The 24,002-nt window shown below is 69.4% G+C and carries 20 protein-coding genes and 1 tRNA gene; 19 read left to right on the top strand and 2 right to left on the bottom strand.

Annotation, left to right across the window (positions count from 1 at the left end; all coding sequences use genetic code 11):
• Nucleotides 1-94 precede the first annotated feature (94 nt).
• Complete coding sequence (locus PHA29_RS07935; protein ID WP_270849062.1) at nucleotides 95-484, top strand: metallopeptidase family protein; 390 nt, start codon at nucleotides 95-97, stop codon at nucleotides 482-484.
• A gap of 177 nt (nucleotides 485-661) precedes the next feature.
• Here the strand turns inward: PHA29_RS07935 and PHA29_RS07930 are convergent, their stop codons facing one another.
• The gene (locus PHA29_RS07930) at nucleotides 662-1,999 is read right to left on the bottom strand and encodes a homoserine dehydrogenase (RefSeq protein ID WP_270405785.1); all 1,338 of its coding nucleotides are present in this window, start codon (nucleotides 1,997-1,999) and stop codon (nucleotides 662-664) included.
• Nucleotides 2,000-2,419: 420 nt separating this feature from the next.
• Here PHA29_RS07930 and PHA29_RS07925 point away from each other — a divergent pair, with 420 nt between their 5' ends.
• From PHA29_RS07925 to PHA29_RS07895, 7 genes are all read left to right on the top strand, one after another.
• Nucleotides 2,420-3,670 (top strand): ABC transporter substrate-binding protein, encoded by a 1,251-nt coding sequence (locus tag PHA29_RS07925; protein WP_270405786.1) that lies wholly within the window; start codon nucleotides 2,420-2,422, stop codon nucleotides 3,668-3,670.
• Nucleotides 3,671-3,851: 181 nt separating this feature from the next.
• Complete coding sequence (locus PHA29_RS07920; protein WP_270405787.1) at nucleotides 3,852-4,733, top strand: branched-chain amino acid ABC transporter permease; 882 nt, start codon at nucleotides 3,852-3,854, stop codon at nucleotides 4,731-4,733.
• 8 nt (nucleotides 4,734-4,741) lie between these two features.
• Complete coding sequence (locus tag PHA29_RS07915) at nucleotides 4,742-5,824, top strand: branched-chain amino acid ABC transporter permease (protein ID WP_270405788.1); 1,083 nt, start codon at nucleotides 4,742-4,744, stop codon at nucleotides 5,822-5,824.
• Complete coding sequence (locus PHA29_RS07910) at nucleotides 5,817-6,692, top strand: ABC transporter ATP-binding protein (RefSeq protein WP_270405789.1); 876 nt, start codon at nucleotides 5,817-5,819, stop codon at nucleotides 6,690-6,692. Before PHA29_RS07915 ends, PHA29_RS07910 begins: the two co-directional genes overlap by 8 nt.
• Nucleotides 6,692-7,393: an ABC transporter ATP-binding protein gene (locus PHA29_RS07905; RefSeq protein WP_270405790.1), complete on the top strand. Its 702-nt coding sequence runs from the start codon at nucleotides 6,692-6,694 to the stop codon at nucleotides 7,391-7,393. The genes PHA29_RS07910 and PHA29_RS07905 overlap by 1 nt, the downstream gene beginning before the upstream one ends.
• A 212-nt stretch (nucleotides 7,394-7,605) precedes the next feature.
• On the top strand, nucleotides 7,606-8,295 hold the full coding sequence (locus PHA29_RS07900) for a copper homeostasis protein CutC (RefSeq protein ID WP_333490568.1): 690 nt from the start codon (nucleotides 7,606-7,608) through the stop codon (nucleotides 8,293-8,295).
• 159 nt (nucleotides 8,296-8,454) lie between these two features.
• On the top strand, nucleotides 8,455-9,258 hold the full coding sequence (locus tag PHA29_RS07895; protein ID WP_270849060.1) for a Cof-type HAD-IIB family hydrolase: 804 nt from the start codon (nucleotides 8,455-8,457) through the stop codon (nucleotides 9,256-9,258).
• Between the two features lie 25 nt (nucleotides 9,259-9,283).
• Here PHA29_RS07895 and PHA29_RS07890 read toward each other — a convergent pair whose 3' ends face one another.
• The gene (locus PHA29_RS07890; protein ID WP_270849058.1) at nucleotides 9,284-10,294 is read right to left on the bottom strand and encodes a bile acid:sodium symporter family protein; all 1,011 of its coding nucleotides are present in this window, start codon (nucleotides 10,292-10,294) and stop codon (nucleotides 9,284-9,286) included.
• Between the two features lie 381 nt (nucleotides 10,295-10,675).
• Between PHA29_RS07890 and recJ the strand changes: the two genes are divergently transcribed.
• The 11 genes from recJ (at nucleotide 10,676) to rplT (ending at nucleotide 23,243) form a co-directional block, all read left to right on the top strand.
• The gene (gene recJ, locus PHA29_RS07885) at nucleotides 10,676-14,011 is read left to right on the top strand and encodes a single-stranded-DNA-specific exonuclease RecJ (RefSeq protein WP_270849056.1); all 3,336 of its coding nucleotides are present in this window, start codon (nucleotides 10,676-10,678) and stop codon (nucleotides 14,009-14,011) included.
• Nucleotides 14,012-14,146: 135 nt separating this feature from the next.
• Entirely contained in the window at nucleotides 14,147-16,402 is a 2,256-nt protein-coding gene (locus PHA29_RS07880; protein ID WP_408612041.1) for a RelA/SpoT family protein, read from the top strand.
• A gap of 117 nt (nucleotides 16,403-16,519) precedes the next feature.
• Nucleotides 16,520-17,221 (top strand): MBL fold metallo-hydrolase, encoded by a 702-nt coding sequence (locus PHA29_RS07875; RefSeq protein ID WP_270849053.1) that lies wholly within the window; start codon nucleotides 16,520-16,522, stop codon nucleotides 17,219-17,221.
• Nucleotides 17,222-17,503: 282 nt separating this feature from the next.
• Nucleotides 17,504-18,178: a hypothetical protein gene (locus PHA29_RS07870; RefSeq protein ID WP_270405252.1), complete on the top strand. Its 675-nt coding sequence runs from the start codon at nucleotides 17,504-17,506 to the stop codon at nucleotides 18,176-18,178.
• Nucleotides 18,179-18,345: 167 nt separating this feature from the next.
• Nucleotides 18,346-19,212 (top strand): class II fructose-1,6-bisphosphate aldolase, encoded by an 867-nt coding sequence (gene fba, locus PHA29_RS07865; RefSeq protein WP_270849051.1) that lies wholly within the window; start codon nucleotides 18,346-18,348, stop codon nucleotides 19,210-19,212.
• 258 nt (nucleotides 19,213-19,470) lie between these two features.
• Nucleotides 19,471-20,895, top strand: a complete 1,425-nt coding sequence (locus PHA29_RS07860) for a transglutaminase-like domain-containing protein (RefSeq protein WP_270849049.1) — start codon at nucleotides 19,471-19,473, stop codon at nucleotides 20,893-20,895.
• A gap of 33 nt (nucleotides 20,896-20,928) precedes the next feature.
• Nucleotides 20,929-21,015: transfer RNA gene (locus tag PHA29_RS07855), tRNA-Leu, on the top strand.
• Nucleotides 21,016-21,445: 430 nt separating this feature from the next.
• Complete coding sequence (locus PHA29_RS07850; protein WP_270405249.1) at nucleotides 21,446-21,787, top strand: arsenate reductase family protein; 342 nt, start codon at nucleotides 21,446-21,448, stop codon at nucleotides 21,785-21,787.
• 203 nt (nucleotides 21,788-21,990) lie between these two features.
• Nucleotides 21,991-22,614, top strand: coding sequence for a translation initiation factor IF-3 (gene infC, locus PHA29_RS07845; protein WP_270405248.1), 624 nt, complete (start codon nucleotides 21,991-21,993; stop codon nucleotides 22,612-22,614).
• 18 nt (nucleotides 22,615-22,632) lie between these two features.
• Nucleotides 22,633-22,830 carry a 50S ribosomal protein L35 gene (rpmI, locus tag PHA29_RS07840; protein ID WP_270405247.1) on the top strand — a complete coding sequence of 66 codons (198 nt, stop codon included), beginning with the start codon at nucleotides 22,633-22,635 and terminating at the stop codon, nucleotides 22,828-22,830.
• 53 nt (nucleotides 22,831-22,883) lie between these two features.
• The gene (gene rplT / locus PHA29_RS07835; protein ID WP_270405246.1) at nucleotides 22,884-23,243 is read left to right on the top strand and encodes a 50S ribosomal protein L20; all 360 of its coding nucleotides are present in this window, start codon (nucleotides 22,884-22,886) and stop codon (nucleotides 23,241-23,243) included.
• Nucleotides 23,244-24,002 lie beyond the last annotated feature (759 nt).

The raw sequence follows: 24,002 nt of genomic DNA, 5'->3' as shown, positions 1-24,002 counted from the left end.
GTCCGGCCGCGGCGCCGGGCTCCGGGCGCCGTCGCCCCGGCCCGGCCGGACGGGGCTTCGCGTACAATCGGATGGAGCGGAAAGGGGGCCCGTCATGTACGAGCTGACCGACGAGCAGTTCGAGGAGATCGTCGAGGCGGCGCTCGACGCCATGCCGGAGCGCTTCATCGAGGCGCTCGAGAACGTCGTGGTGACGGTCGCCGACGAACCCGATGCCCGCCAGCTGCGCTCGCTGGGCGACGACGCGGCGGAATCCCGCGGCAACGAGCTGCTCGGCCTCTACGAGGGGACGCCGGCGACCGAGCGCGGCACGTGGTACGGCGACGGCGAGGTCCCCGATGTCGTCATCATCTTCAAGGGGCCGCACGAGCGCTGCTTCTCGACGTACGCGTCGATCTCGGAGCAGATCCGCAAGACGGTCGTCCACGAGGTCGGCCATTACTTCGGCAACGACGAGGCGATGCTGCGCGCGATGGGGTACTGACCGCCCGGGCGCCTCGGCGCATCCGGGCGTCCCGGCGCTCGGATGCGCCTTCGTCGAGGGGTCATTGTACGCGCATCCGACCGCGCCGGCAGTGTCCTGCGTACCAATACGGGGCCGCCGGCCGCCGGCGCGCGCTGTCCCGTCGCATCTGGCGCGCCGGCGTCTCGCGTCGCCGTCCTAGTCGTTCGCCTCGGCGCCGTCGGTCCACGCGGCGACGTCCTCGATGCGGATCACGCTCGCCACGCGCTCGACGCCGGGAAGGGCCGCGAGCTCGGCGCGGGCGGTCCGGACATCGCGCTCGGACGCCTCGTGGGTGAGGAAGACCACCGAGCAGCGGGTGCCGTCGCCGTCCTGCAGCTGGTTGATCTGGGAGATCGAGATCCCGTTGCGGGCGAACACCCCGACCACCGGCGCGAGCGCCCCCACCTCGTCGGCGACGGTGAGGCGGATGTAGTAGCGCGTGACGAGGTCGTCGACGGGGCGCAGCGGCAGCACGCTGCGATAGGGCTCGATCTCGGCCTGCGGGCGGTCGCTGTGGCAGATGGCGTCGGCGAGCGCGAGGACGTCGCCCACCACGGCGCTCGCGGTGGGGAAGGAGCCCGCGCCCGCGCCGTAGAACATCGTCTCGCCCACGGCGTCGCCGACCACGTACACGGCGTTCATGGCCCCGTTCACGCTCGACAGCAGGTGGTCGGCGGGGATCATGGTGGGGTGTACGCGCGCGTCGACGCCCTCGGGCGTGTTGCGCGCGATGCCGAGGAGCTTGACCGCGTAGCCCAGGCTCCGCGCCTGCTCGATGTCGGCGGCCGAGACGTCGCGGATGCCCTCGCAGTACACGTCGTCGGTGGTCACGCGCGTGTGGAAGGCGATGGACGACAGGATCGCGACCTTGCTCGCGGCGTCGAACCCGTCCACGTCGGCGGAGGGGTCGGCCTCCGCGTAGCCCAGGCGCTGCGCGTCGGCGAGCACCTCGTCGAAGTCGAGGCCCTCGGCGGTCATGCGCGAGAGGATGTAGTTGGTGGTGCCGTTCAGGATGCCCGCCACGGTGAGGATCTCGTTGCCCACGAGCGCGTGCTCGAGCGCGTTGACGATCGGGATGCCGCCGCCGGCCGCCGCCTCGCAGCGGATCTGCACCCCGTTGTCGGCTGCCAGGCGCGCCAGGCGCTCCACATGCCGGCCGAGCAGGGCCTTGTTGGCGGACACCACGTGCTTGCCCGCCGAGAGCGCCTGCTCGAAGATCTCGGTCGCGGGGTGCTCGCCGCCGATGAGCTCGACCACGATGTCGATGTCGGGGTCCCCCACCACCTCGCGCCAATCGCTCGTGAACGCCTCGTCGGCGAACCCGAGCTCGCGGGCGCGCTCCGGCTCGAGCGCGCAGGCGCGGGTGATGCGCAGGTCGATGCCGTAGGCGGCGAGGTACTCGTCGCGATGGCGCGCGACCGTGCGCGCCACGCCCCCGCCCACGGTGCCCAGGCCGATGAGTCCCACGTTCACGGTGCGTGCGGTGCCGTCCATGTTGTCTCCTCCTCGATGTCGCATGCGTGCCGGTTCCGGCCGTCCGCCCCCCATTGTGACATCCGGGGCCGCCCGGCGGGCGGGCGAACGGCGGCGCCCGCCCGCACCGGTCCCGCACGCGCGTCCGCGACCTCGCGCGATGCGCTTCCGCCGCAGGTTGCGAAACCAAGATGTAACACAGCCGGACGGGCGCCGCGCGCCGGTAAACGGGCAGGTCGCGTTTGCGTGCGGCGGCGCGCGCCCCTTACCCGCCGGGACGCGCGCCGCCGGCGGCGAATTGGAACCTTACGTTTTCTCCATGAAACGGGTAAGGTAGACCGAACCATCGTATTCGGCGAGCGGGGGGAAGCACGCGTGCCCGAGCGGTGGCCGTGTCCATATGCCAGCGCGCGAGCTGGCCGCATTCGAGAGGAGAGCCGTATGTCGAGCCTCACCGGTACGTCATTCAACCCTGCCATCAGCCGCAGGAGCATCATCGCGGGCATCGCTGGTCTGGGGGCGGCGGGCGTCCTAGCCGGTTGCTCCGACGGCGCCTCCTCGGGCAGCGGCTCGTCCGGCTCCGTCTTCAAGGTCGGCGGCATCGGCCCCACCACGGGCGGCGCCGCCATCTACGGCAACGCCTGCAAGAACGGCGCGCAGATCGCCATCGACGAGATCAACGCCGAGGGCGGCGACGTCCAGTTCGAGCTCAACTTCCAGGACGACGAGAACGACGCCGAGCGCTCGGTCAACGCGTACAACAACCTCAAGGACTGGGGCATGCAGATCCTCATGGGCACCACCACCTCCACGCCGTGCGTGGCCGTGTCCTCCGAGACCAACGCCGACAACCTGTTCCAGCTGACGCCCTCCGGCTCCTCCACCGACGTCATCGGCGGCCAGCCGGACGCCGACGGCAACATCGCCGAGCCGCGCAAGGAGAACGTCTTCCAGATGTGTTTCACCGACCCCAACCAGGGTGCGGCTTCCGCGCAGTACATCTCCGAGCAGCAGCTCGGCACCAAGATCGCCATCATCTACAACAACTCCGACACCTACTCCACGGGCATCTACCAGAGCTTCAAGACCGAGGCGGCCGAGTACGGCCTGGAGATCGTCTCCGAGACCACCTTCACCGAGGACTCGCAGACCGACTTCTCCGTGCAGCTGAACGACGCCAAGAACGCCGGCGCCGACCTCGTCTTCCTGCCGATCTACTACACGCCCATCTCGCTCATCCTCACCCAGGCCAACCAGATGGGCTACACGCCCAAGTGGTTCGGCGTCGACGGCATGGACGGCCTGCTGACCGTCGAGGGCTTCGACACCGCGCTCGCCGAGGGCTGCATGCTGCTGACCCCGTTCGTGGCCACCGCCGAGGACGAGGCGACGCAGGCCTTCGTCTCCAAGTACGAGGAGGACTACGGCGAGACCCCCAACCAGTTCGCCGCCGACTCCTATGACTGCATCTACGCCCTCAAGGCCGCCATCGAGCAGGCCGGCGTGACCGCGGACATGGATTTCTCCGACATCTGCGACGGCCTCGTCGAGGCCTTCACGTCCTCGGACTTCTCCTACACCGGCCTCACCACCGCCGGGGAGGCCGCTACCTGGTCCGACACCGGCGAGATCTCCAAGCAGCCCATGGGCATGGTCATCCAGGGCGGCGTGTACATGCCGCTGGACGCCTAGGGCCCGCGGCCGTAGGGGCCGGGTCCCTCCCGCGAGCCCGACGGGGCCCGGCGGGCGTCCCCGGATCCCGTACCGGCCTTCCGAATCTTGATTCGCATGGAGCGGGGGCCGCCCACGGAGGTGGTCTCCGCTCGCTTTGTGCGATAGGAACGTTCAACCGTCAACCGGAAAGGAGGGGGAGATGGAGATCCTCGCCAACCTCATCAACGGCATGAGCCTGGGCAGCGTGTACGCCATCATCGCGCTCGGGTACACCATGGTGTACGGCATCGCCAAGATGCTCAACTTCGCCCATGGCGACGTCATCATGGTCGGCGCCTACATCTGCTTCTGCTCCGTCAGCTACCTGGGCCTGCCCGTCATCGCCGGCGTGCTGCTGTCCATCGTCGGCTGCACGGTGCTCGGCATCGTGGTCGAGCGCCTCGCCTACAAGCCCCTGCGCGACGCGCCCTCGCTGAACGTGCTCATCACCGCCATCGGCGTGAGCTACTTCCTGCAGAACGCGGCCCTGCTCATCATGGGCTCCGACCCCAAGTCGTTCTCGTCGATCGTCAGCCTGCCGGCCCTGAACCTCTTCGACGGGCGCCTCACGATCAGCGCGACCGCCGTGCTCACCATCCTTGCCTGCGCGGTCATCATGGTGGCGCTCGTGATGTTCACCACCAAGACCAAAATGGGCAAGGCCATGCGCGCCTGCTCCGAGGACCGCGACGCCGCCCAGCTCATGGGCATCAACGTCAACTCCACCATCTCCATGGTGTTCGCCATCGGCAGCGGTCTGGCCGCCATCGCCGGCGTGCTCATGTGCGCGGCCTACCCCACGCTCATGCCCACGACCGGCTCCATGCCCGGCATCAAGGCCTTCACGGCGGCGGTGCTCGGCGGCATCGGGTCCATCCCCGGCGCCGCGCTCGGCGGCGTGCTGCTCGGCATCATCGAGATCTTCGCGCGCGCCTACATCGGCACGCAGCTCGCCGACGCCGTGGTGTTCGCCGTCCTCATCGTGATGCTGCTCATCCGCCCGGCCGGCCTGCTCGGCAAGCCCGTGAACGAGAAGGTGTAGGTGATCGCATGGGCATCAAGATCCTGAACCCCCAGACGCGCTCGACCGTCATCACCTATGCGATCGTCGTCGCGGCGTTCATCGCCGTCACGGTCCTGGACGGGCTCGGCTTCATCTCCAACTCCCTGTCCGGCCAGCTCGTTCCCATCTGCGCCTACGTCTGCCTCGCCGTGTCTCTGAACCTCGTGGTGGGCGTCTCGGGCGAGCTGTCGCTCGGCCACGCCGGCTTCATGAGCGTGGGCGCCTTCACCGGCGTCGTGGTCGCCGGCATGCTCGCGCGCGCGGGCGTCGAGTCCGAGCTCGCGCTGTTCGCCCTCTCCGCGGCGGTGGGCGCCGTCGCCGCGGGCGTCATCGGCTTTCTGGTCGGCATCCCGGTCATGCGCCTGCGCGGCGACTACCTCGCCATCGTGACCCTCGCCTTCGGCGAGATCATCAAGAACCTGCTCAACAACTTCTACGTGGGCGTGGACGACGCGGGCCTGCACTTCTCCATGACCGACTCGTCCTCGCTCGGCATGACGCAGGGCACGATCCTCATCAACGGCCCCAAGGGCGCGGTGGGCATCGACAAGATCTCGACCTTCGTCCTGGGCATCGTGCTGGTGCTCATCACGGTGGCCGTGGTGCTGAACCTCATGCACAGCCGCGACGGCCGCGCCATCATGGCCGTGCGCGACAACCGCATCGCCGCGGAGTCCGTGGGCATCAACGTCACCAAGTACCGCCTCATGGCCTTCACGGTCGCCTCCGCGCTCGCCGGCGCGGCGGGCGTGCTGTACGCCATGAACTACTCCACCATCACGCCGTCGCAGTTCGACTTCAACCAGTCGATCCTCATCCTGGTCTACGTGGTGCTCGGCGGCATGGGCAACATCTGGGGCTCCATCGTCTCGGCGGCCTTCCTCACGGTTCTGCCCGAGCTCCTGCGCCCGATCAACGACTACCGCATGCTGCTGTACGCCGTGGTGCTCATCCTCGTGATGGTCGTCCCGCACCTCAAGGTCTACCGGCGCGTCGCCGACGCGCTGCGCAGCCGCCTGGCGCACCGCGGTCCCGCTGCCGCGACGGAAGGCGGTGAGGCAGATGAGTAAGTTCTCCGATTTCGCGAAGGCGCGCCGCGAGGGCACCAAGATGGTGCCCGTCCCGAGCGTCTCCATCATGCCCGAGCGCGACCTGGGTCGCGCCCCCGCCCTCGAGTGCCTGCACCTGGGTATCGACTTCGGCGGCCTCAAGGCCGTGGACGACTTCAACATCACCGTGGGCCGCACCGAGATCTGCGGCCTGATCGGCCCCAACGGCGCGGGCAAGACCACGGTGTTCAACCTGCTCACCAAGGTGTACCAGCCCACGCGCGGCACCATCATGGTGGACGGCCAGGACACCGCCGGCATGAGCCCGGCGCGCGTGAACCAGATGGGCGTGGCGCGCACGTTCCAGAACATCCGCCTGTTCGGCTCGCTCACGGTCGAGGAAAACGTGGCGGTCGGCCTGCACAACCAGCGCCACTGCGGCATGGCGACGAGCATCCTGCGCCTGCCCCATCACTGGAAGAGCGAGCGCTGGTACCATGAGCGCGCCCTCGAGCTGCTCGACATCTTCGACATGACCGGGCTCGCCGCCCACGAGGCGGGCAGCCTGCCCTACGGCGCGCAGCGCCGCCTGGAGATCGTGCGCGCGCTGGCCACCAACCCGAGGCTCCTTCTGCTCGACGAGCCGGCGGCGGGCATGAACCCGTCCGAGACCGCCGAGCTCATGGAGAACATCGTCAAGATCCGCGACACCTTCGGCATCGCCATCATGCTCATCGAGCACGACATGAACCTCGTCATGAACATCTGCGAGGGCATCTGCGTGCTCAACTTCGGCAAGATCATCGCCAAGGGCACGCCCGAGGAGATCCAGTGCAACGACGCGGTCATCGAGGCCTATCTGGGCACGCGGAAGGAGGCGGAGGCGTAATGCTGTCCGTGTACAACATCAACGTGTGGTACGGGGCCATCCACGCCATCAAGAACGTCTCCTTCGACGTGAACGACGGCGAGATCGTCGCCCTCATCGGCGCGAACGGCGCCGGGAAGTCCACGACGCTCAAGACCCTCTCGGGCCTGCTGCGCTCGCGCTCGGGCTCCATCAAGTTCATGGATTCCGACATCATGCACGCGCCCGCCGAGCGCATCGTCGCCCAGGGCCTCGTGCACGTGCCCGAGGGGCGCCATGTGTTCGCGCAGATGACGGTCGAGGAGAACCTCGACATGGGCGCCTACACCCAGCCCAAGGAGACCATCCCGGGCAACCTGGAGAAGGTCTACGCGTACTTCCCCCGCCTGAAGGAGCGCCGCCGCCAGGTGGCGGGCACCCTCTCGGGCGGCGAGCAGCAGATGCTCGCCATGGGCCGCGCGCTCATGGCGAACCCGAAGCTGCTCATGCTCGACGAGCCCTCGATGGGCCTGGCCCCCATCATGGTCGAGCAGATCTTCGAGATCATCGGCGCCCTGCACGAGGCGGGCACCACGATCCTGCTCGTGGAGCAGAACGCCCAGGCCGCGCTGTCGATCGCCACGCGCGGCTACGTCATGGAGACGGGTACCGTCACGCTCACGGGCACGGGCTCGGAGCTTCTGCACAACGACGACGTGCGACGCGCCTACCTGGGGGGCTGACGCACCGTCCCGCCTCGCGCGCCGAACGCCCCCGACGGGGCGGGCGCGATCGGGAGGATCCCGGCGGCATGCGCGCCCCGAAAAGGAGCTCCGGCCCCTTCCGGGGCGCGTCCCGTATGCACGGGCCCTGGCGCCGCCGCCCGCATCCGGCCCCGCGGAGGGCGGGTGGCGTATAATCGGCCTGACGATGACGCCGACGCTGAGGAGAACCCATGGGCGATACCGAGATCCTGCGCGAGTTCTGCGCCGAGAACTTCACGAACGTGCCCGCCGCCATCGCGGCCGGCGCGCGCCGCATCGAGCTGTGCGACAACCTCGCCGAGAGCGGCACCACGCCGTCGTTCGGCGTCATCGAGCATACGGTCGCCTACGCGCACGCGCACGGCGCCCGCGTGATGACGATGATCCGCCCGCGCGGCGGGGACTTCGTCTACAGCGAGGACGAGCTGGCGATGATGGAGGCCGACGTCTTCAGCGCCTGCGAGGCGGAGACCGACGGCATCGTGTTCGGCTGCCTGCGCGAGGAGGACGGCGCCTACGCCCTCGACGTTCCCGCCTGCGAGCGGATCATGTCCGCGGTCGCGGCGGCGGACGACGCGTTCGAGATGGGCGGGGTCGACGTCACCTTCCACATGGCGTTCGACGCCCTGCCCGCCGCCGCCCAGCTCCCCGCCATCGACACCTTGGCGCAGCTCGGCGTCACGCGCATCCTCACGCACGGCGGCCCGGCGGGCACCCCGATTATGGACAACGTCGCGCGCCTGCGCGAGCTCACGGAGCACGCCGCGGGCAGGCTCATCATCCTGCCGGGCGCGGGCATCACCTACGCGAACGTCGACGAGGTCGTCCGCGCGGTCGGCGCGCCCGAGGCCCACGGCACCAAGATCGTGCGCCTGGCGTAGGGCCGACCTTTCGCCCGCGCGCCGCGCCCCGCCGGGACCGTGCGATCCGGCCCCGGTGCGCGCCGCGCCCCGGTGTGCGCCGCGCGGCCCGGTCTGCGGGCGCGCCGCCGCCTTCCGGCCGGCCCCGCCCGGCTGCCGAGCACCCGATGGGAGGGACCCGTGACCACCGAACCGACCCCGATCCCCGGCCCCGCGCCGCGCGCCTTCTTCTTCGACGTCGACGGCACGCTCGTCTCGCACCGGACCAAGCGCGTGCCGCCCAGTACCGTCGACGCCCTGCGCGAGCTGCGCCGCCGCGGGTGCAAGGTGTTCGTCGCCACCGGCCGCTCCATGCCGGAGTTCGGCTACCTCCCGCTCGATGAGCTCGCCTTCGACGGCTACGTGCTCGTCGGGGGCCAGGAGGCGCGCGACGCGGAGGGCCGCGTCGTCTTCACCGACCCCATCGTCGGGCACGACCTCGAGGTCCTGCGCGGGGAGTTCTCCGCGCGGCGGCGCCCCATCCTGTTCTACGAGTCCGACAGGCTCTACCTGAACCTCGTGAACGACCACGTGAGGCGCGTGGAGGGCGACGTCTCCACGCCGGTGCCCCCGCTCGGGGAGCCCGACGGGAGCCCCGTGCTGAAGGCCATCGTGTACCAGACCGACGATGAGGCGGCCGACCTCATGGCCCGCCTGCCGGGCTGCAAGCCGACGCGCTGGCACGCCGGGGCCTTCGACGTGGTGCCCGTGCGGGGCGGCAAGGTCGCGGGGATCCGCGCGTTGCTCGAGCGCTACGGGATCGCGCCCGAGGAGACGATGGCCTTCGGCGACGGCGAGAACGACGCGGAGATGCTCTCCTTCGCGCGCACGGGCGTCGCCGTGGCGGCGAGCGACCCCGCGGCGCGCGCCGCGGCCGACGTGGTCTGCGGTGATATAGACGAGGACGGCATCGCCCGCGCCCTCGAGGGGTTCGGGCTGCTGTAGCCTCGCGCGCGGCCGCCGCGCGCCCCTAGCGGCGCCCGCGCGACGCCAGAAGCCGGCGCGCCTCCTTCACGCGCCGCTCGCCCTGCTCCCTCTGGTCCGCGCACAGGCGCTCGATGATATGGCCGAACGTGGCGGCGAGGATCTGCTGGAACAGCGTCCCGCACATGACGGGGAAGACCGTCTCGCCCGGGAAGTACTGCGCGGCGATCACCGCGCCGGACGAGATGTTGCGCATCCCGCAGGTGAAGCTCATGGTGGCGAGTAGCGGCTGGGAGCCGTGCAGGATGCGGGCGGCGAGCAGGCCCCAGAAGAAGCCGCTCGTGGCGAAGACGAGGATGAACAGGGCGACCTCGAGGCGCTCCCAGGTCATGTTCAGGACGTACTCGCTCATGGACGTCGAGTTGACCGTGATGAGCACGATGGTGATCAGGCGGCTCGCCGGGCTGAGCACCGGGGAGAGCCGCTCGTGGCCCCAGCCGCGGGTGAGCTCGTTGACGAGCATGCCGGCGAGTGCGGGGAGGGCGATCATGGCCACCATGTCGCCGACCATGCTCATCGCGTCGATGTGGATGGAGGCGCCGAGCAGGACCGACAGGGTGACCGGGATGCTCACGGGGGAGATGACGGTGGAGACCAGGATCGAGGCGAGGCACAGGGGACCGTCGCCGTCGTAGATGCCGACCCACATGAAGCTGATGACGGCGATGGGCACGCTGTACTCCAGCACGACGCCGGTCAGCAGGTTCACGTTGTCGCCGAACAGCAGCGAGCCGAGCAGGTAGGCGAGGCACGGCATGAGGACCTCGGCGACCGCGAGGATGACCAGCAGGCGGAGCGGGTGCCGGAACACGGCGAGGAGCTGCTCGAACGTGTTGTTCAGGGCGCCTTGGAACGTCATGACGGCGAAGATGAGCGGGACGATGGCCTTGAGCGGGCCGAACACGCCGGGGAGCAGGACGCCCGCGACCACGCAGAGCGGGACGAAGTACGCCATATGCTTGCCGATGAACGCGCCGAGCCGCTTCCATTGCTCCATGGGATCCTCCGCCTTCCTCGCGGTCGCCTCCTATCGGGCGACGAGAGCCATGCTACCGCACCGGTGCGGGGGAGGGGCCGTCCCGCGCCGTCCCGGGAGACATTTTTCGGGCGGGGGCGCCGCGGCCGCGCGCGGGTCGGAGCGGGTCCGCGGGGGAGCCGGACCGCTGACCGGAGGCGCGGGCGCGCCGCTGTCCCCGCCATGCGTATAATGGGGATGTTCAACAGCACGGCCCGCCGCAGCGGGCTATATACCGAGGAAGTGCCCGTATGCATCGCACGCATCCCGCGCGCGGCGTCCTGCCGCACCGCCGCGCCGTCCCCGTAGCGCCCGCCGCCCCCGCGCGCACCTGCGCGGAGCCGTCCGAGGGGGCGGTGAGCCATGCCCTCGCTTAAGACGAGCCGCCGCTGGACGGTGGCGCCGAGCGACCCTGCATTCGAGAGCGAGCTCGCCCGCGGCCTCGGGGTGCCGCCCCTCGTCGCCCGCATCATGGTGGCGCGCGGCATCCGCACTGTGGGGGAGGGGCGGCTGTTCCTCACCCCCTCGCTCGAGCGCGACTGGGCCGACCCCCTGCTCATCCCGGGCATGTCCGAGGTCGCCGACCGCGTGGGGCGCGCGCTCGACGCGCACGAGTCCATCGCGGTGTTCGGCGACTTCGACGTGGACGGCATCACCTCGACCTGTCTGCTGACCGAGGCGCTGCGCGCGCTCGGCGGGACCGTGTTCCCCTTCATCCCGCATCGCTTCGAGGAGGGCTACGGCCTCACCGCGGCGGCCCTCGAGCGCGTCGCCGCCGCGTGCCGGCCCTCGCTCGTCGTCACGGTGGACAACGGCATCGCCGCACGCGAGGAGGTGGCCGCGCTCGTCGCGACGGGCGTCGACGTGGCGGTGACCGACCATCACGAGCCCGCCGACCTCGTGCCCGAGGGCGTCCCCGTGGCCGATCCCAAGCTCGCCGCGGACGGCCCGAGCCGCGAGCTCGCCGGAGCAGGCGTCGCCCTGAAGCTCGTGCAGGTGCTCGGCGCGCGCCGCGGCATGCCCGACCTGTGGCGGGGCTTCACGGAGGTCGCCGCGCTGGGGACGGTGTCGGACATGATGCCGCTCACGCCGGAGAACCGCGCGCTCGTGACCGACGGCATCGCGCGGATGCGCGGGACCTCCCGCCCCGGCTTCACCGCCCTCGCGGCGCTCGCCCGCACCGACCTGTCGACCATCACCGCGGACGCCCTGTCCTTCTCGCTCATCCCGCGCCTGAACTCCGCCGGGCGCGTGGCGGACCCCTCGCTCGCGCTCGACCTCCTGCTCGCCCGCGACCCGGTCGAGGCGGGGCGCCTCGCCTCGGAGCTCGAGCGGGTCAACCAGGAGCGCCGGGACATCGAGGCGGCGCTCGCCGACGAGGCGATGGGGCTCGTCGAGCGCGCCTACGACGGCTCCCGCGTGATCGTGGTGGGCGGCGAGGGCTGGCACGAGGGCGTGAAGGGCATCGTGGCGAGCCGGATCACCAACCGCTACCATGTGCCCGCCCTGCTCTTCTCCATCTCGGACGGCATCGCGCGGGGCTCGGGCCGCTCGGTGGGCTCGGTGAACCTGTTCGACGCCGTCGAGCGCTGTTCCGACATGCTCATCCGCTTCGGCGGCCACGCCGGCGCGGTGGGCGTCACCGTCGAGGCTGACCGCCTGGACGAGCTCAGGGAGCGCCTGGCCGCCGTCCTGGCGGAGGTCCCCGCCGAGGACTTCGAGGACCGCAGCGAGGTCGCCGCCGTGGTCGACCTCTCCGAGCTCGACCTGCCCACCATCGAGGCGGTCTCCGCGCTCGAGCCCTTCGGCCAGGGCAACAAGGTCCCGCTGCTCGCGGCGTGCGGCGTCACCATGTGCGACCGCGCCGTGGTGGGCCGCGGCGGGGAGCACATGCGCTTCACCGCCACGGACGGCGTCTCGAGCGTCCCGGCCATCATGTTCCGCGTGCCCGACATCGAGCGGCGCGTATGCTGCGACACCGTGGTCGACCTCGTGTTCGAGGCGGTCGCGGAGCACTGGCAGGGCCGCGTCAAGCCTAAGCTCATGGTGAAGGACATCCTGTGCCGCTGCGGCGAGGAGGCCGAGGGGGCCGCCGAGGCGCCCGCCGACAGCGACGCCGCCGACGACGCCGTGCCCGCGGAGGCCGGCTGCGACCGCCGGGCGGGCGAGGGCCCCGACGGGTTCCCGGCGGACGCCGCCGCGCGCCGCCGCATGCTCTCCCGGCTCTCCTACGACGAGCTCACCCGCTCGCTCGTCCACTCGCTCATCGGCACGGCGCGCCCCCATCCCGCCCAGGCCGAGGCGCTCGACGCCCTCGCCGCCGGCTCCGGCGTGCTGGCCATCATGGGCACCGGGCGCGGCAAGTCGCTCATCTTCCACGTGCATGCCGCCCGCGAGGCCATCCTGCGCGGCCGCGCGAGCGTGTTCGTCTACCCGCTGCGCGCCCTCGTCGCCGACCAGTCCTTCCATCTGGTGCGCGCGCTGTCCGGCATCGGCCTGTGCGCCGAGGTCCTGACGGGGGAGACCCCCGCGGACGTGCGCGACCGGGTCTTCTCGCGTCTGGCGTCGGGCGGCGTCGACGTGGTGCTCACCACCCCGGAGTTCCTCGCCATCCACCGCGAGCGCCTCGCCCGCTGCGGCCGCATCGGCTTCATCGCCGTCGACGAGGCGCACCATGCCGGGACCGCCCGGTCGGGCGAGCGCAGCGCCTATCTCGAGCTGCCCGAGGTCGTGCGCGCGTTCGGGCACCCGACGGTGCTCGCGGCGACCGCGACGGCGGACGACCGCGTCTGCGCCGAGATCGCGCGCCTGCTGCCCATCGACCGGACGGTCGTCGACGACGCCGTCCGGGAGAACCTGGGGATCGAGGACGACCGCGACCTCGCGGCGCGCGAGAACCGGCTCGTGTCCATCGTGGCGACCGGGCAGAAGTGCGTGGTGTACGTCAACTCGCGCGAGCAGTCGCGCGCGCTCGCCCGCACTCTGCGCCGCCGCGTGCCCGAGCTCGCGGGCTCCATCGCATACTACAACGCCGGCTTGGCGCGTGAGGTGCGCGCGCGGGTCGAGGACGCCTTCCGCTCCGGCGAGCTCACCTGCATCGTGTCGACCTCCGCCTTCGGCGAAGGGGTCGACCTGCCCGACATCCGCCATGTGGTGCTCTACCACATGCCTTTCGGTGCGACCGAGTTCAACCAGATGAGCGGCCGCGCCGGCCGCGACGGCGAGCCGGCCGTCATCCACCTGCTCTACTCCGCGCGCGACGCGCGCATCAACGAGCGCCTGCTCGACGCCGCGGCGCCCGAGCGCGAGGAGCTCGTCTGCCTCTACCGCGCGCTCCAGACCATGTGGCGCGCCAACCGCTCCCGCACCGGGACGGATTCGTTCACGGCCTCCGACCTGGACATCTCCAAGATGTGCCTGGCCGTCGACGCGCGCTGCCCGGTCGAGGAGCGCGCCGTGGCGTGCGGGCTGGCCGTCTTCGAGGAGCTCGGCTTCGCGCATGTGGGCGGGGACGGGGATGCGCGGCGCATCCGGATGGCCGACCGCCCCGGGCGCGTCGACCTCACGAACTCCATCCGCTACCTCGAGGGCCTCCACGCGCGCATGGAGTTCGGCGCCTTCCGGGACTGGGCGCTCGACGCCCCGGCATCTGATATGCTTGACCGCATCAATCGACCCATCACACCGCGAGGACGTTAGGGGGACGCCATGGACGCGCAGACCGGCAAGACCGCCTCCGGCACCCGGCACGTGCACAGCAACCAGGAGGGCGAGCTCCAGCCCACCTCGGCGCTGGTGCACTACACCCATGCCGACGACCTGCCGTACGAGATCATGGCGGACGACTACGACAAGCTCGCCGGCCTCGTCCGCAAGTACATGGGGGACGCCGACCGCGGGAAGGTCGAGCGCGCCTACTGCTTCGCCGCGGAGAAGCACGCCAAGCAGAAGCGCCGCAGCGGCGAGCTCTACATCAACCACCCCGTCGAGGTCGCGATCATCCTCGCCGAGCTCAAGATGGACTGCGACGTGGTGTGCGCCGCGCTGCTGCACGACACGGTCGAGGACACGGAGACCTCCTTGTCCGATGTGGCGGGCATCTTCGGCGACGCCGTCGCCGAGCTCGTCGACGGCGTGACCAAGCTCACCAACATCGACGTGGACACCATGGACGAGAAGCAGGCGCTGAACCTGCGCAAGATGTTCCTCGCCATGTCCCACGACATCCGCGTCGTCATCGTGAAGCTCGCCGACCGCCTGCACAACATGCGCACGCTCGCCGCCCTGCGCGAGGACCGCCGCCTGTTCAAGGCGCGCGAGACCATGGACGTCTACGCGCCGCTGGCCGACCGCCTGGGCATCTCGTCGATTAAGTGGGAGCTCGAGGACCTCTCCTTCTTCTACCTGGAGCCCGAGGCATACCAACGCATCGCGCGCATGGTCGCCGAGAGCCGCGAGGTGCGCGAGCGCTTCCTGGCCGACACCATCAAGACCCTCGACGACGAGCTGCGCCGCGTGGGGCTCACCGGCTACCAGATCAACGGCCGGTCCAAGCACTACTGGTCCATCTACCAGAAGATGCGGCGCAAGGGCAAGGAGTTCTCCGAGATCTACGACCTGGTCGCGCTGCGCGTGATCACCAACTCCGTGGGCGACTGCTACTCCGCGCTCGGCGCGGTGCACACCCTGTGGCATCCCATGCCGGGGCGCTTCAAGGACTACATCGCCATGCCCAAGCTCAACAACTACCAGTCGCTCCACACGACGGTCATCGGGCCCACCGCCCGGCCGCTGGAGATCCAGATCCGCACCTACGAGATGCACAAGCAGGCCGAGTACGGCATCGCCGCCCACTGGCTCTACAAGCGCTCGGGCGGGTCGAGCGCGTCGAAGTCCAGCGAGGCCCAGCGCCTGGACGACCAGATCAACATGCTCAAGCACTCCCTCGACTGGGCGGCCTCCGACGACATCGACGACCCCAAGGAGTTCCTGCACACCCTGAAGGCGGACCTCTACGACCAGGAGATCTTCGTCTTCACCCCCAAGGGCGAGGTGCTGAGCCTGCGCCGCGGCTCCACGCCGCTGGACTTCGCCTACGCGGTCCACACCGAGGTCGGCAACCACTGCGTCGGCGCGAAGGTGAACGGGGCGATGGCGCCGCTGTCCCATGAGCTGCAGACGGGCGACCGCGTGGAGATCATGACGAACAAGGCGTCCAAGCCGTCCCCAGACTGGTTGAACATCGTGCGCACGCCGTCGGCCAAGTCCAAGATCCGCCGGTACTTCGCCGCGGTGGCGAAGGACGACAACGCGACCGCCGGCCGCGACCTGCTCGCCCGCGACCTGCGCAAGCGCGGGTACGGCATCTCCACGCAGCGCACCACCCGCGCGCTCGCCTCCGTCGCCGAGCAGCTGAACTACCGCCAGATCGAGGACATCTTCGCCGCCATCGGCGCGGGCAAGCTCGCCGTGCGGATGGTGGGCAACAAGGTCGAGCAGATCTTGGACCCCAAGCCCGAGGCGCCCGTCGACAGGCCCGAGGACGGCGCCCCGGCGCGCCCCGAGCGCGGGAGCAACCGCCATCCGCGCCCCTCGGCCAAGTCAAACTCCGGCGTCCTGGTGAAGGGCGAGAACAGCGAGGGCCTGCTCGTGCGCCTCGCGCACTGCTGCAACCCCGTGACCGGGGACGACATCGTCGGCTTCATCACGCGCGGGCGCGGCGTGTCGGTGCACCGCGCGAACTGCCCGAATGTGAAGGGGCTCATGGAGCATCCCGAGCGCATGATCGAGGTCGCGTGGGACACCCGCGCCGACACCACCTTCCAGGTCGAGATCGTGGTCGAGTGCCTCGACCGCATGGGGCTGCTCAAGGACGTGACCATCGCGATCGGCGACGCGGGCGGCAACATCCTGTCCGCCGCCACGGCGACCGACCGCGAGGGCGTCGCGACCCTACGCTTCCTCGTGGAGATCTCGGACGCGAGCGGGCTCGATCCGCTGCTCGCCGCCGTCTCGGCGGTGGAGAGCGTCTACGACGCGCGGCGCCTCATGCCCGGCGAGGGCGGCGCCCAGATGAAGCGCCGCCGCTGACCGCGCCGCGGGCGGGGCGGTCCTATGGCGACTTCGTGCGCCGGGCGCCCGCGGCCCCCGGCTGTGGGAGACTGACGGGGTGAACCGTCCGGCAGCCCGAAGAAGGAGGCCCCTGACATGACCGACCCGGTGCTCGACCTCGCCCCGCGCGGCTCGATCTCGATCGACTGCGTGGTGAACGGCCCGATATCCACCAACACCTACTTCGTCGTCTCCGGCGACGAGGCCCTGATCATCGACCCCGCCTGGGAGGGCGACAAGCTCGCCGAGCGCCTGCGCGCGGCGCACCCCGGCGCGCGGCCGGTCGGCATCGTGTGCACGCATGGGCACGGCGACCATGTGGGCGGCGTCGCCGGCATGCGCCGCGCGCTCGGCGACGACGTGCCCTACCTCATCTCCGCGTCCGACGCGGGGTTCGTGCGGGACGCCGTCGCGAGCATGCGGGTGCGCTGGGGGATCGACACCGAGATGCCCCCGGCTCCCGACCGCCTGCTGTCCGAGGGCGATACCGTCGCCGTGGGCGATGCGGTGCTGCAGGTCATCGATGCCCCGGGGCACACCCCCGGTGGCATCGTCCTGTTCTGCGCGAGCGCGGAGGGGAGGGTCGCCTTCATGGGCGACACCCTGTTCCCCGGCGGCCACGGCCGCACCGACCTGGTCGGCGGCGACGAGGACACGATCCTGCACACGCTTGGCCGCCTGTTCCGGTCCCTGCCGGAGGACACGCTGTGCCTCATCGGGCACGACGGGACCACGACCGTCTCCGACGAGCTCGGGCGCAACCCCTTCGTCGCCCACGCCCTCAGCCTGGGCCTCTGACAGGGCCTCTGGCGGGGCATCTGGCGGGGTCGCCCGCCCCGCCCCCGGCTCCGCCGGGTATGGAAAGATCGCGCACCCGGACGGCCCCGCACGCGCCCGCCGGGTGCGTGCACCATCTCTTACGTGCGGCGATCCCGATCCGGTAAGAACGAGGCAAGGTTTCGGCAAGGAGCCTTCGGATCCCGTTCGGCGGGGCGTCATCGGGCTCCCCTCCGATCGCGATCCGCCCGCATCTCTCGGGTACCGTCGAACCATGCGGTCAGTTCGACGGATGGGGGCATCATGGATGTGGGCGAGCGCGTCGACCGTGCGGTGACGGTCATGGCCGAGCATTGGATAGGCAGGAAATGGGAGTTCCTCGCGCAGGCGAACGAGGAGTTCTCCGCCTTCGTCGACCCGGCGGCGTACTACCGGGACTGCCTGAGCGATCGGGAGGCGGCCTTCCTGTCCGCCTGCTTCACGGAATGGGTCCTGTTCGACCGCCCGCTGTTCCGGGGCGCGACGCCGCTGCGGGCGTTCATCGAGCACCCGGTCGGGGACGTCTCCGAGGACGACCTCGACTGCCTGCGGCAGATCGAGCGGACCCATTTCGTGACCCGCTTCGCAATCGGGCGCAAGCACGCCGACGCGGGCACCGTAGAGGTCCGCGACGTGCGCACCGGGCTGCGCTACCTCGTCCTCGACCCCCATCTGTGCGGGGTCGACCGCTGGCGGGACGGGTCGATCTCCATGCGCGTCGCCTGCGTCGACGACGTCTGGCAGACCGTCGGGAGGGTGCATCTCTACGATCGCGCCCCGCCGGGGGCCTACGGCCAGGACGGTCCGGGCGAGGTGCATCCCGAGGACCTCGTCTTGAGGCCGGAGGTCGCCTCTGCCGGGTTCTATCTGCGCCTTTTGCGCGACGTCATCGGTTTCGAGGGACGTTACCAGCAGTCGTCCGTGTTCGTCGGCTCATGACGGGGCGGTGCGGCGACGGCTCGGGGCGAGGGGTCGGTCCGCGCGGGCCGCCGGGCGGGACGCTGCCGGGGTCGTGCGGTAAAGAAGCGCTCAATGCTGCGCATTCGCGCCCGCGTCGGTGGTAAAATAGGCGGCTGTGTAGGCAAACCTTATGAGGAGGTTAATCCATGCTCGTCAACGCAGCAGAGATGCTCAAGGAAGCCGAGGCCGGCCACTACGCGCTCGGCGCATTCAACACCAACAACCTCGAGTGGACGCTCTCCATCCTCACCGCCGCCGAGGAGGCGAAGTCCCCGCTCATCATGCAGTGCACCGGCGGTGCCGCCAAGTGGATGGGCGGCTACAAGGTCTGCGCCGATATGGTGAAGGCCGCCGTCGAGGCTCTGAACATCACCGTCCCCGTGGCGCTCCATCTCGATCACGGTTCCTACGAGGACTGCTTCAAGTGCATCGAGGCCGGGTTCACCTCCGTCATGTACGACGGCTCCCATGAGGAGACCTTCCAGCTCAACCTCGATCGCACCAAGGAGATCGTCGAGCTGGCCCACTCCAAGGGCATCTCCGTGGAGGCCGAGGTCGGCGGCATCGGCGGCGTCGAGGACGGCGTGACCTCCAACGGCGAGCTCGCCGACCCCAACGAGTGCAAGCAGATCGCGGACCTGGGCGTCGACTTCCTCGCCTGCGGCATCGGCAACATCCACGGCGTCTACCCGGCGGACTGGGCCGGCCTGTCCTTCGAGCGCCTCGGCGAGATCAAGGCCTTGACCGGCGATCTCCCGCTCGTGCTCCATGGCGGCACCGGCATCCCCGAGGATCAGATCAAGAAGGCGATCGAGCTCGGTATCTCCAAGATCAACGTGAACACCGACCTGCAGCTCGTCTTCGCCGCCGCCACCCGCGAGTACATCGAGGCCGGCAAGGATCAGCGGGGCAAGGGCTACGACCCGCGCAAGCTCCTCAAGCCCGGCCGCGACGCCATCGTGGCGCGCACCAAGGAGCTCATGGAGCAGTTCGGCTCGGTGAACAAGGCGTAAGCTCGGACGCACGCGTTCTGCAGGAGGCCCTTCGGGGCCTCTTTTTTTGCTGCTTTTCGTACTTTTCGGGACGGGGTCATTTTTACTCAGGAGGCCTTCGGGGCCTCCTTCGTTATGGCGCCGTCCCCCTTGGGCGCTCGCGCTGCGGCAGGCGGATACGGCCCCGTCCTCCGCGTGCGCGGGCGGCAGGGGTAGAATCGGGTCCGTAGGGTTCGAGGCGCCGGATTCCGCGCCGGCGCACGACGAGAAGGGGGAGCCATGGCGGTCCGATTCGAATACCCGGAACAGGGGGAGCTCGTCGAGAGGGGGCCGGTCGGGACGCCCGACGCGGCGTCCAACGACGATTTCCGCTTCCTCGCCGTGGGCCTTCCCCCCGAGATCGAGCGCCTCAAGCAGGCGGGGCGTCTGACCGAGGCCGTCCGCGCATGCGACGACCTCCTCTCCGGCGAGGTGAACCCTGAGCTCGCGGCGTGCCTGCGGGCGGAGCGGCACCGCATGGGCCGCCTCGCGCGGCAGTTCCGCGTGACGCGCGCCGAGGCGCTCGAGGCCGTGCGCGCCGAGTGGCCTGAGTTCACGGAGAAGCGGTTCGACGACCTCATCGGGCGCGGGCGCATCGACTGGCGCTTCGTCGACGGCGAGCAGCGCTTCCTGGCGAGCTTCCTCGACTCGCTGCGGGTCTACCCCCGCGAGGTCCCGGGGCTCGGACCCGCCGCGCCGACCGACACGGAGGCGCGCTCGGCCATGCTCGCCGAGATGCATGCGAACGGCGGGGCGTCGCGCGAGATCACGCTCAAGGCGGGCATCGAGGTGCCCGGTGCGGAGCAGGGCGAGATGCTGCGCGCCTGGCTGCCCGTTCCCGCGGCATGCCCGCAGCAGTCCGCCATCGACGTGTTCGACTGGACGCCCGGCGTGCTCGTCGCCTCCGAGGACGCCCCTGCGCGCACGGCGTTCTGGGGATCGCGCCAGACGCGCTCCTTCCAGGTCGCGTACCGCTACCGCATCGACGCCCTCTATGTCGACACGCTCGCCCCGGCCCCCGCACGGCATGCGGTCGCCGACGACACCGTGAACGAGGACGACCTCTCCGAGCTCGCGCCGCATATCCTGTTCACGCCGTACCTGTGCGTGCTGACCGAGCGCGTGGTCGCCGGCATCGAGCGGCCGATCGACCGCGCCCGGGCCATCTACGATTACATCACCATGAACGTGGACTACCGCTACCAGCCCGATTACGCGCAGCTGGACTGCATACCGGACGCCTGCGCGAAATCCCTGCGCGGCGACTGCGGCGTCATGGCGCTGACCTTCATCACCATGTGCCGTATCGCGGGGATCCCCGCGCGCTGGCAGAGTGGCCTCTACGTCGCCCCCGACCATGTGGGCCCGCATGACTGGGCGATGTTCCACACGGACGAGTTCGGCTGGCTGTGGGCCGACTGCTCGTTCGGCTCCTCCGCGCGCCGCGAGGGGGACGAGGGGCGCCGCCTGCATTACTTCGGCAACCTGGACCCGTGGCGCATGGTGGCGAACTCCCGCTTCCAGGCGGAGCTCGCCCCCGCCTGCGACGGCGTGCGCTGCGACCCGTTCGACAACCAGGCGGGCGAGGCGTCGGTCGAGGGCCGTGGATGCGCCGGCGACGAGATGCGCCGCACCGTCGAACTCGTGGAAATGCGGGCGGTGTAGCCGCGCGCCGTATGGTACGATAATCCGCGCCGTGCCCGAGTGGCGGAATTGGCAGACGCAGTGGACTCAAAATCCACCGATGGCGACATCGTGCGAGTTCGAGTCTCGCCTCGGGCACCATAGAGAACAGCGAGGGCTCCAGTGATGGGGCCCTTTCGTTTTGATGCACAATGCAGGCGAGACTCGAACTCGCGAGAGCGCGCGAGACTGCGGAAATGCGTGAGCATTTCCCAGCGAGCGGCGAAGGGTGCCGAAGGCACCCGGAGCATGCGGGCGCCGCAGGCGCACGCTTCGAGTCTCGCCTCGGGCTTCTCTGCCGTGTCGACGATGCGCCCATCCGTCCCCGGGGGTCCGCGTCGTAGGCACCCGGAGCATGCGGGCGCCGCGGGCGCACGCTTCGAGTCTCGCCTCGGGCTTTTTCGAGGCAAAGCACCCTGTCTGCGGCATCTTCTTATCGGGAAGATGGGTTTCGGGGTGGTAATCGCGCCATGCAGCGGATAAGCTTGGGTTTCGATTGAGCAGCATCGACCGAGAGCGGGTGAGGGAACCCATGAACATCCAGATCTTCGGGACCAAGAAGAGCTTCGACACCAAGAAGGCGCAGCGCTACTTCAAGGAGCGGCGCATCGGCTTCCAGTTCATCGACCTCAAGGAGAAGGGGATGAGCAAGGGCGAGCTGCAGAGCGTCCTGCGCGCCGTCGGAGGTATCGACGCCCTGGTCGACCCCAAGGCCAAAGATCAGGATACCGTCGCGCTCATCTCCTATCTCGCCGAGAGCCAGAAGTTCGACAAGCTCCTTGAGAACCAGCAGGTGCTGCGCGAGCCGATCGTGCGCAACGGGCGGCAGGCGACCGTCGGTTACGCCCCCGACACCTGGGGCGGCTGGGAGTAGGGTCTCCGGGTGGCGATCCCGCGGCGCTCATGGTGATACCGTGGAGCCGTAGGGGGTGTGCTATCATTCACCAAGCGCTTTTGCGCGATTGAGGAAAGCGGGACCGTGCGGTCCCCACCTTTCGGCGCCTTACGGGCAGCTGTCTGGTCGTACAACGTATCTTTGGGCACGGATATCCGTACCCTTCAGCGTGTGCAACCCGGATGCTCCCTGCAGGGCATCCGGGTTTTGTTTTCTCAGCTACGAAGGAGGTTGGGACAATAGCTAAGTCTGATGCCACCCGCATCAACGGGGAGATCACCGCGACCACGTGTCGCCTGATCGGTGTCGATGGGTCGCAGCTCGGCCTTTTCGGCATCCGCGACGCGCAGCGCGTCGCCGACGAGCAGGGCCTCGACCTGGTGGAGATCGCGCCCAACGCGGAGCCGCCGGTGTGCCGCGTCATGGACTACGGTAAGTACAAGTACCAGCAGGCCATGAAGGCGAAGCAGGCTCGCAAGAACCAGTCCCGCGTCGAGGTCAAGGAGATGAAGTTCCGTCCCAAGATCGACGTCGGCGACTACGAGACCAAGAAGGGCCATGTGCTGCGCTTCCTCAAGAAGGGCGCGCGCGTCAAGGTCACGATCATGTTCCGCGGTCGCGAGATGGCTCATCCCGAGCAGGGCATGAACGTGCTCGACCGTCTTGCAGACGACCTCAAGCCGTATGCGACCGTGGAGTCGCAGCCCAAGCTCGAGGGCCGCAACATGCATATGCTCTTCGCCCCCATCAAGGGTGCCTTCGACAAGGTCGAGGGCGACGAGGACGCAACGAAGAAGAATCAGTAACCGACAAAGGAGAGATTCATGCCTAAGATGAAGTCCCACAGCGGCACCAAGAAGCGCTTCCGCCGCACCGGTACGGGCAAGCTCATGCGCGCCAAGGCCTTCAAGAGCCACATCCTCACCAAGAAGACCACCAAGCGCAAGCGCAACTTCCGCCAGGAGGGCGAGCTGGCCGCCGCCGACAAGAAGGTCATCACCGCCCGTCTGGCCGGCCGCTAAGAGCAGCCCCGTTTTCCCCGACCACTTTTCCACCGACTAGGAGTTGATCAGAAATGGCACGTGTGAAGCGCTCTGTGAACGCGAGGAAGAAGCGCCGTACCGTCATGAGCCGTGCGAAGGGCTACTACGGTGCCGCTTCGCGTACGTACAAGCATGCCAAGGAGCAGGTCCAGCACTCCCTGCAGTACCAGTACCGTGACCGCCGCAACAAGAAGCGCGAGATCCGCAGCCTGTGGATCACCCGCATCAACGCCGCGGCTCGCATGAACGACCTCTCCTACTCCAAGTTCATGCACGGCCTGAAGCTGGCCGGCATCGAGCTCGACCGCAAGGTCCTCGCCCAGATGGCGTACGAGGACATCGAGTCCTTCAACGAGCTCGCCGCCATCGCCAAGAAGGCCCTCGAGGCCTAAGGCTTCCGGCATCGCGCGGAACGCCGAACGATACGAATGAGGAACGGGGTACCTTCGGGTACCCCGTTTTGCTTGAAGGGGCTTATCCGAGCCTGCGGCTGCAACGGGCGGCCGTTCCCGGAACCTGCTCGGCGATGGGCGCGGCAGCCCGGAGGCGATGCCCGAGATGGGCGCGGTCGCAGGTCCGGCGGCGTGCGCGCAGTGGGCGAGCATGCACCCGGGAGGCTTCGCCCAAGATGACGGCCGCCGGACCGACTGGATACCGTGAGCCCCGATGGCTCCCGGGAACCCTATATAGATATAAACGTCCGCGGAGATCGATCTGCTATCCGGGTGCGGGGGAGGCCATGACAGGCTCGCGGCGTTCGGCTTGCGACGGGGCGGCATCCCATGAGGAGCCTCGTGACGGGGCGGCGTGTCCCGTAGGCGGTCGAGGCGCCGGCGCCAGGCGACACCTGAGAAAGCCGCGGCGAGTATGCGAGTCGGCGGTCGGGGTGCGTGCCCACGGCTTCACAGGTCCTCTCGGGTCGTTGCGCATTCCCGCGCGTATGGGAGGCGTAACGCGTGCGTAGGGATCGGTCCAACGCGGTATAGCATCGCTGTACAGGGGAAAGCTGCAGGTAACTCAATAGATGACGGTTCCGATGCCAGCCTCCCGCAGCACCGTGGGTGATCTGAATTATGGAGGAGATGTGAACCCAAGAATCCCCCTTGCGCGGGAGGGGGGAGGCTGGCAATATATCTCCTTGCCGCGCGGCG

It is taken from the genome of Candidatus Collinsella stercoripullorum (genome assembly GCF_027669965.1).
GTDB lineage: Bacteria > Actinomycetota > Coriobacteriia > Coriobacteriales > Coriobacteriaceae > Collinsella > Collinsella stercoripullorum.
This window is presented reverse-complemented; position numbering and strand designations above follow the sequence as displayed.

Bases quoted from the DNA above. Each gene is read 5' to 3' on its own strand.
- PHA29_RS07935 (WP_270849062.1), top strand. From the start codon at position 95: ATGTACGAGCTGACCGACGAGCAGTTCGAGGAGATCGTCGAGGCGGCG.
- PHA29_RS07930 (WP_270405785.1), bottom strand. From the start codon at position 1,999: ATGGACGGCACCGCACGCACCGTGAACGTGGGACTCATCGGCCTGGGC.
- PHA29_RS07925 (WP_270405786.1), top strand. From the start codon at position 2,420: ATGTCGAGCCTCACCGGTACGTCATTCAACCCTGCCATCAGCCGCAGG.
- PHA29_RS07920 (WP_270405787.1), top strand. From the start codon at position 3,852: ATGGAGATCCTCGCCAACCTCATCAACGGCATGAGCCTGGGCAGCGTG.
- PHA29_RS07915 (WP_270405788.1), top strand. From the start codon at position 4,742: ATGGGCATCAAGATCCTGAACCCCCAGACGCGCTCGACCGTCATCACC.
- PHA29_RS07910 (WP_270405789.1), top strand. From the start codon at position 5,817: ATGAGTAAGTTCTCCGATTTCGCGAAGGCGCGCCGCGAGGGCACCAAG.
- PHA29_RS07905 (WP_270405790.1), top strand. From the start codon at position 6,692: ATGCTGTCCGTGTACAACATCAACGTGTGGTACGGGGCCATCCACGCC.
- PHA29_RS07900 (WP_333490568.1), top strand. From the start codon at position 7,606: ATGGGCGATACCGAGATCCTGCGCGAGTTCTGCGCCGAGAACTTCACG.
- PHA29_RS07890 (WP_270849058.1), bottom strand. From the start codon at position 10,294: ATGGAGCAATGGAAGCGGCTCGGCGCGTTCATCGGCAAGCATATGGCG.
- recJ (WP_270849056.1), top strand. From the start codon at position 10,676: ATGCCCTCGCTTAAGACGAGCCGCCGCTGGACGGTGGCGCCGAGCGAC.
- PHA29_RS07880 (WP_408612041.1), top strand. From the start codon at position 14,147: ATGGCGGACGACTACGACAAGCTCGCCGGCCTCGTCCGCAAGTACATG.
- PHA29_RS07875 (WP_270849053.1), top strand. From the start codon at position 16,520: ATGACCGACCCGGTGCTCGACCTCGCCCCGCGCGGCTCGATCTCGATC.
- PHA29_RS07870 (WP_270405252.1), top strand. From the start codon at position 17,504: ATGGATGTGGGCGAGCGCGTCGACCGTGCGGTGACGGTCATGGCCGAG.
- fba (WP_270849051.1), top strand. From the start codon at position 18,346: ATGCTCGTCAACGCAGCAGAGATGCTCAAGGAAGCCGAGGCCGGCCAC.
- PHA29_RS07860 (WP_270849049.1), top strand. From the start codon at position 19,471: ATGGCGGTCCGATTCGAATACCCGGAACAGGGGGAGCTCGTCGAGAGG.
- PHA29_RS07850 (WP_270405249.1), top strand. From the start codon at position 21,446: ATGAACATCCAGATCTTCGGGACCAAGAAGAGCTTCGACACCAAGAAG.
- infC (WP_270405248.1), top strand. From the start codon at position 21,991: ATGCTCCCTGCAGGGCATCCGGGTTTTGTTTTCTCAGCTACGAAGGAG.
- rpmI (WP_270405247.1), top strand. From the start codon at position 22,633: ATGCCTAAGATGAAGTCCCACAGCGGCACCAAGAAGCGCTTCCGCCGC.
- rplT (WP_270405246.1), top strand. From the start codon at position 22,884: ATGGCACGTGTGAAGCGCTCTGTGAACGCGAGGAAGAAGCGCCGTACC.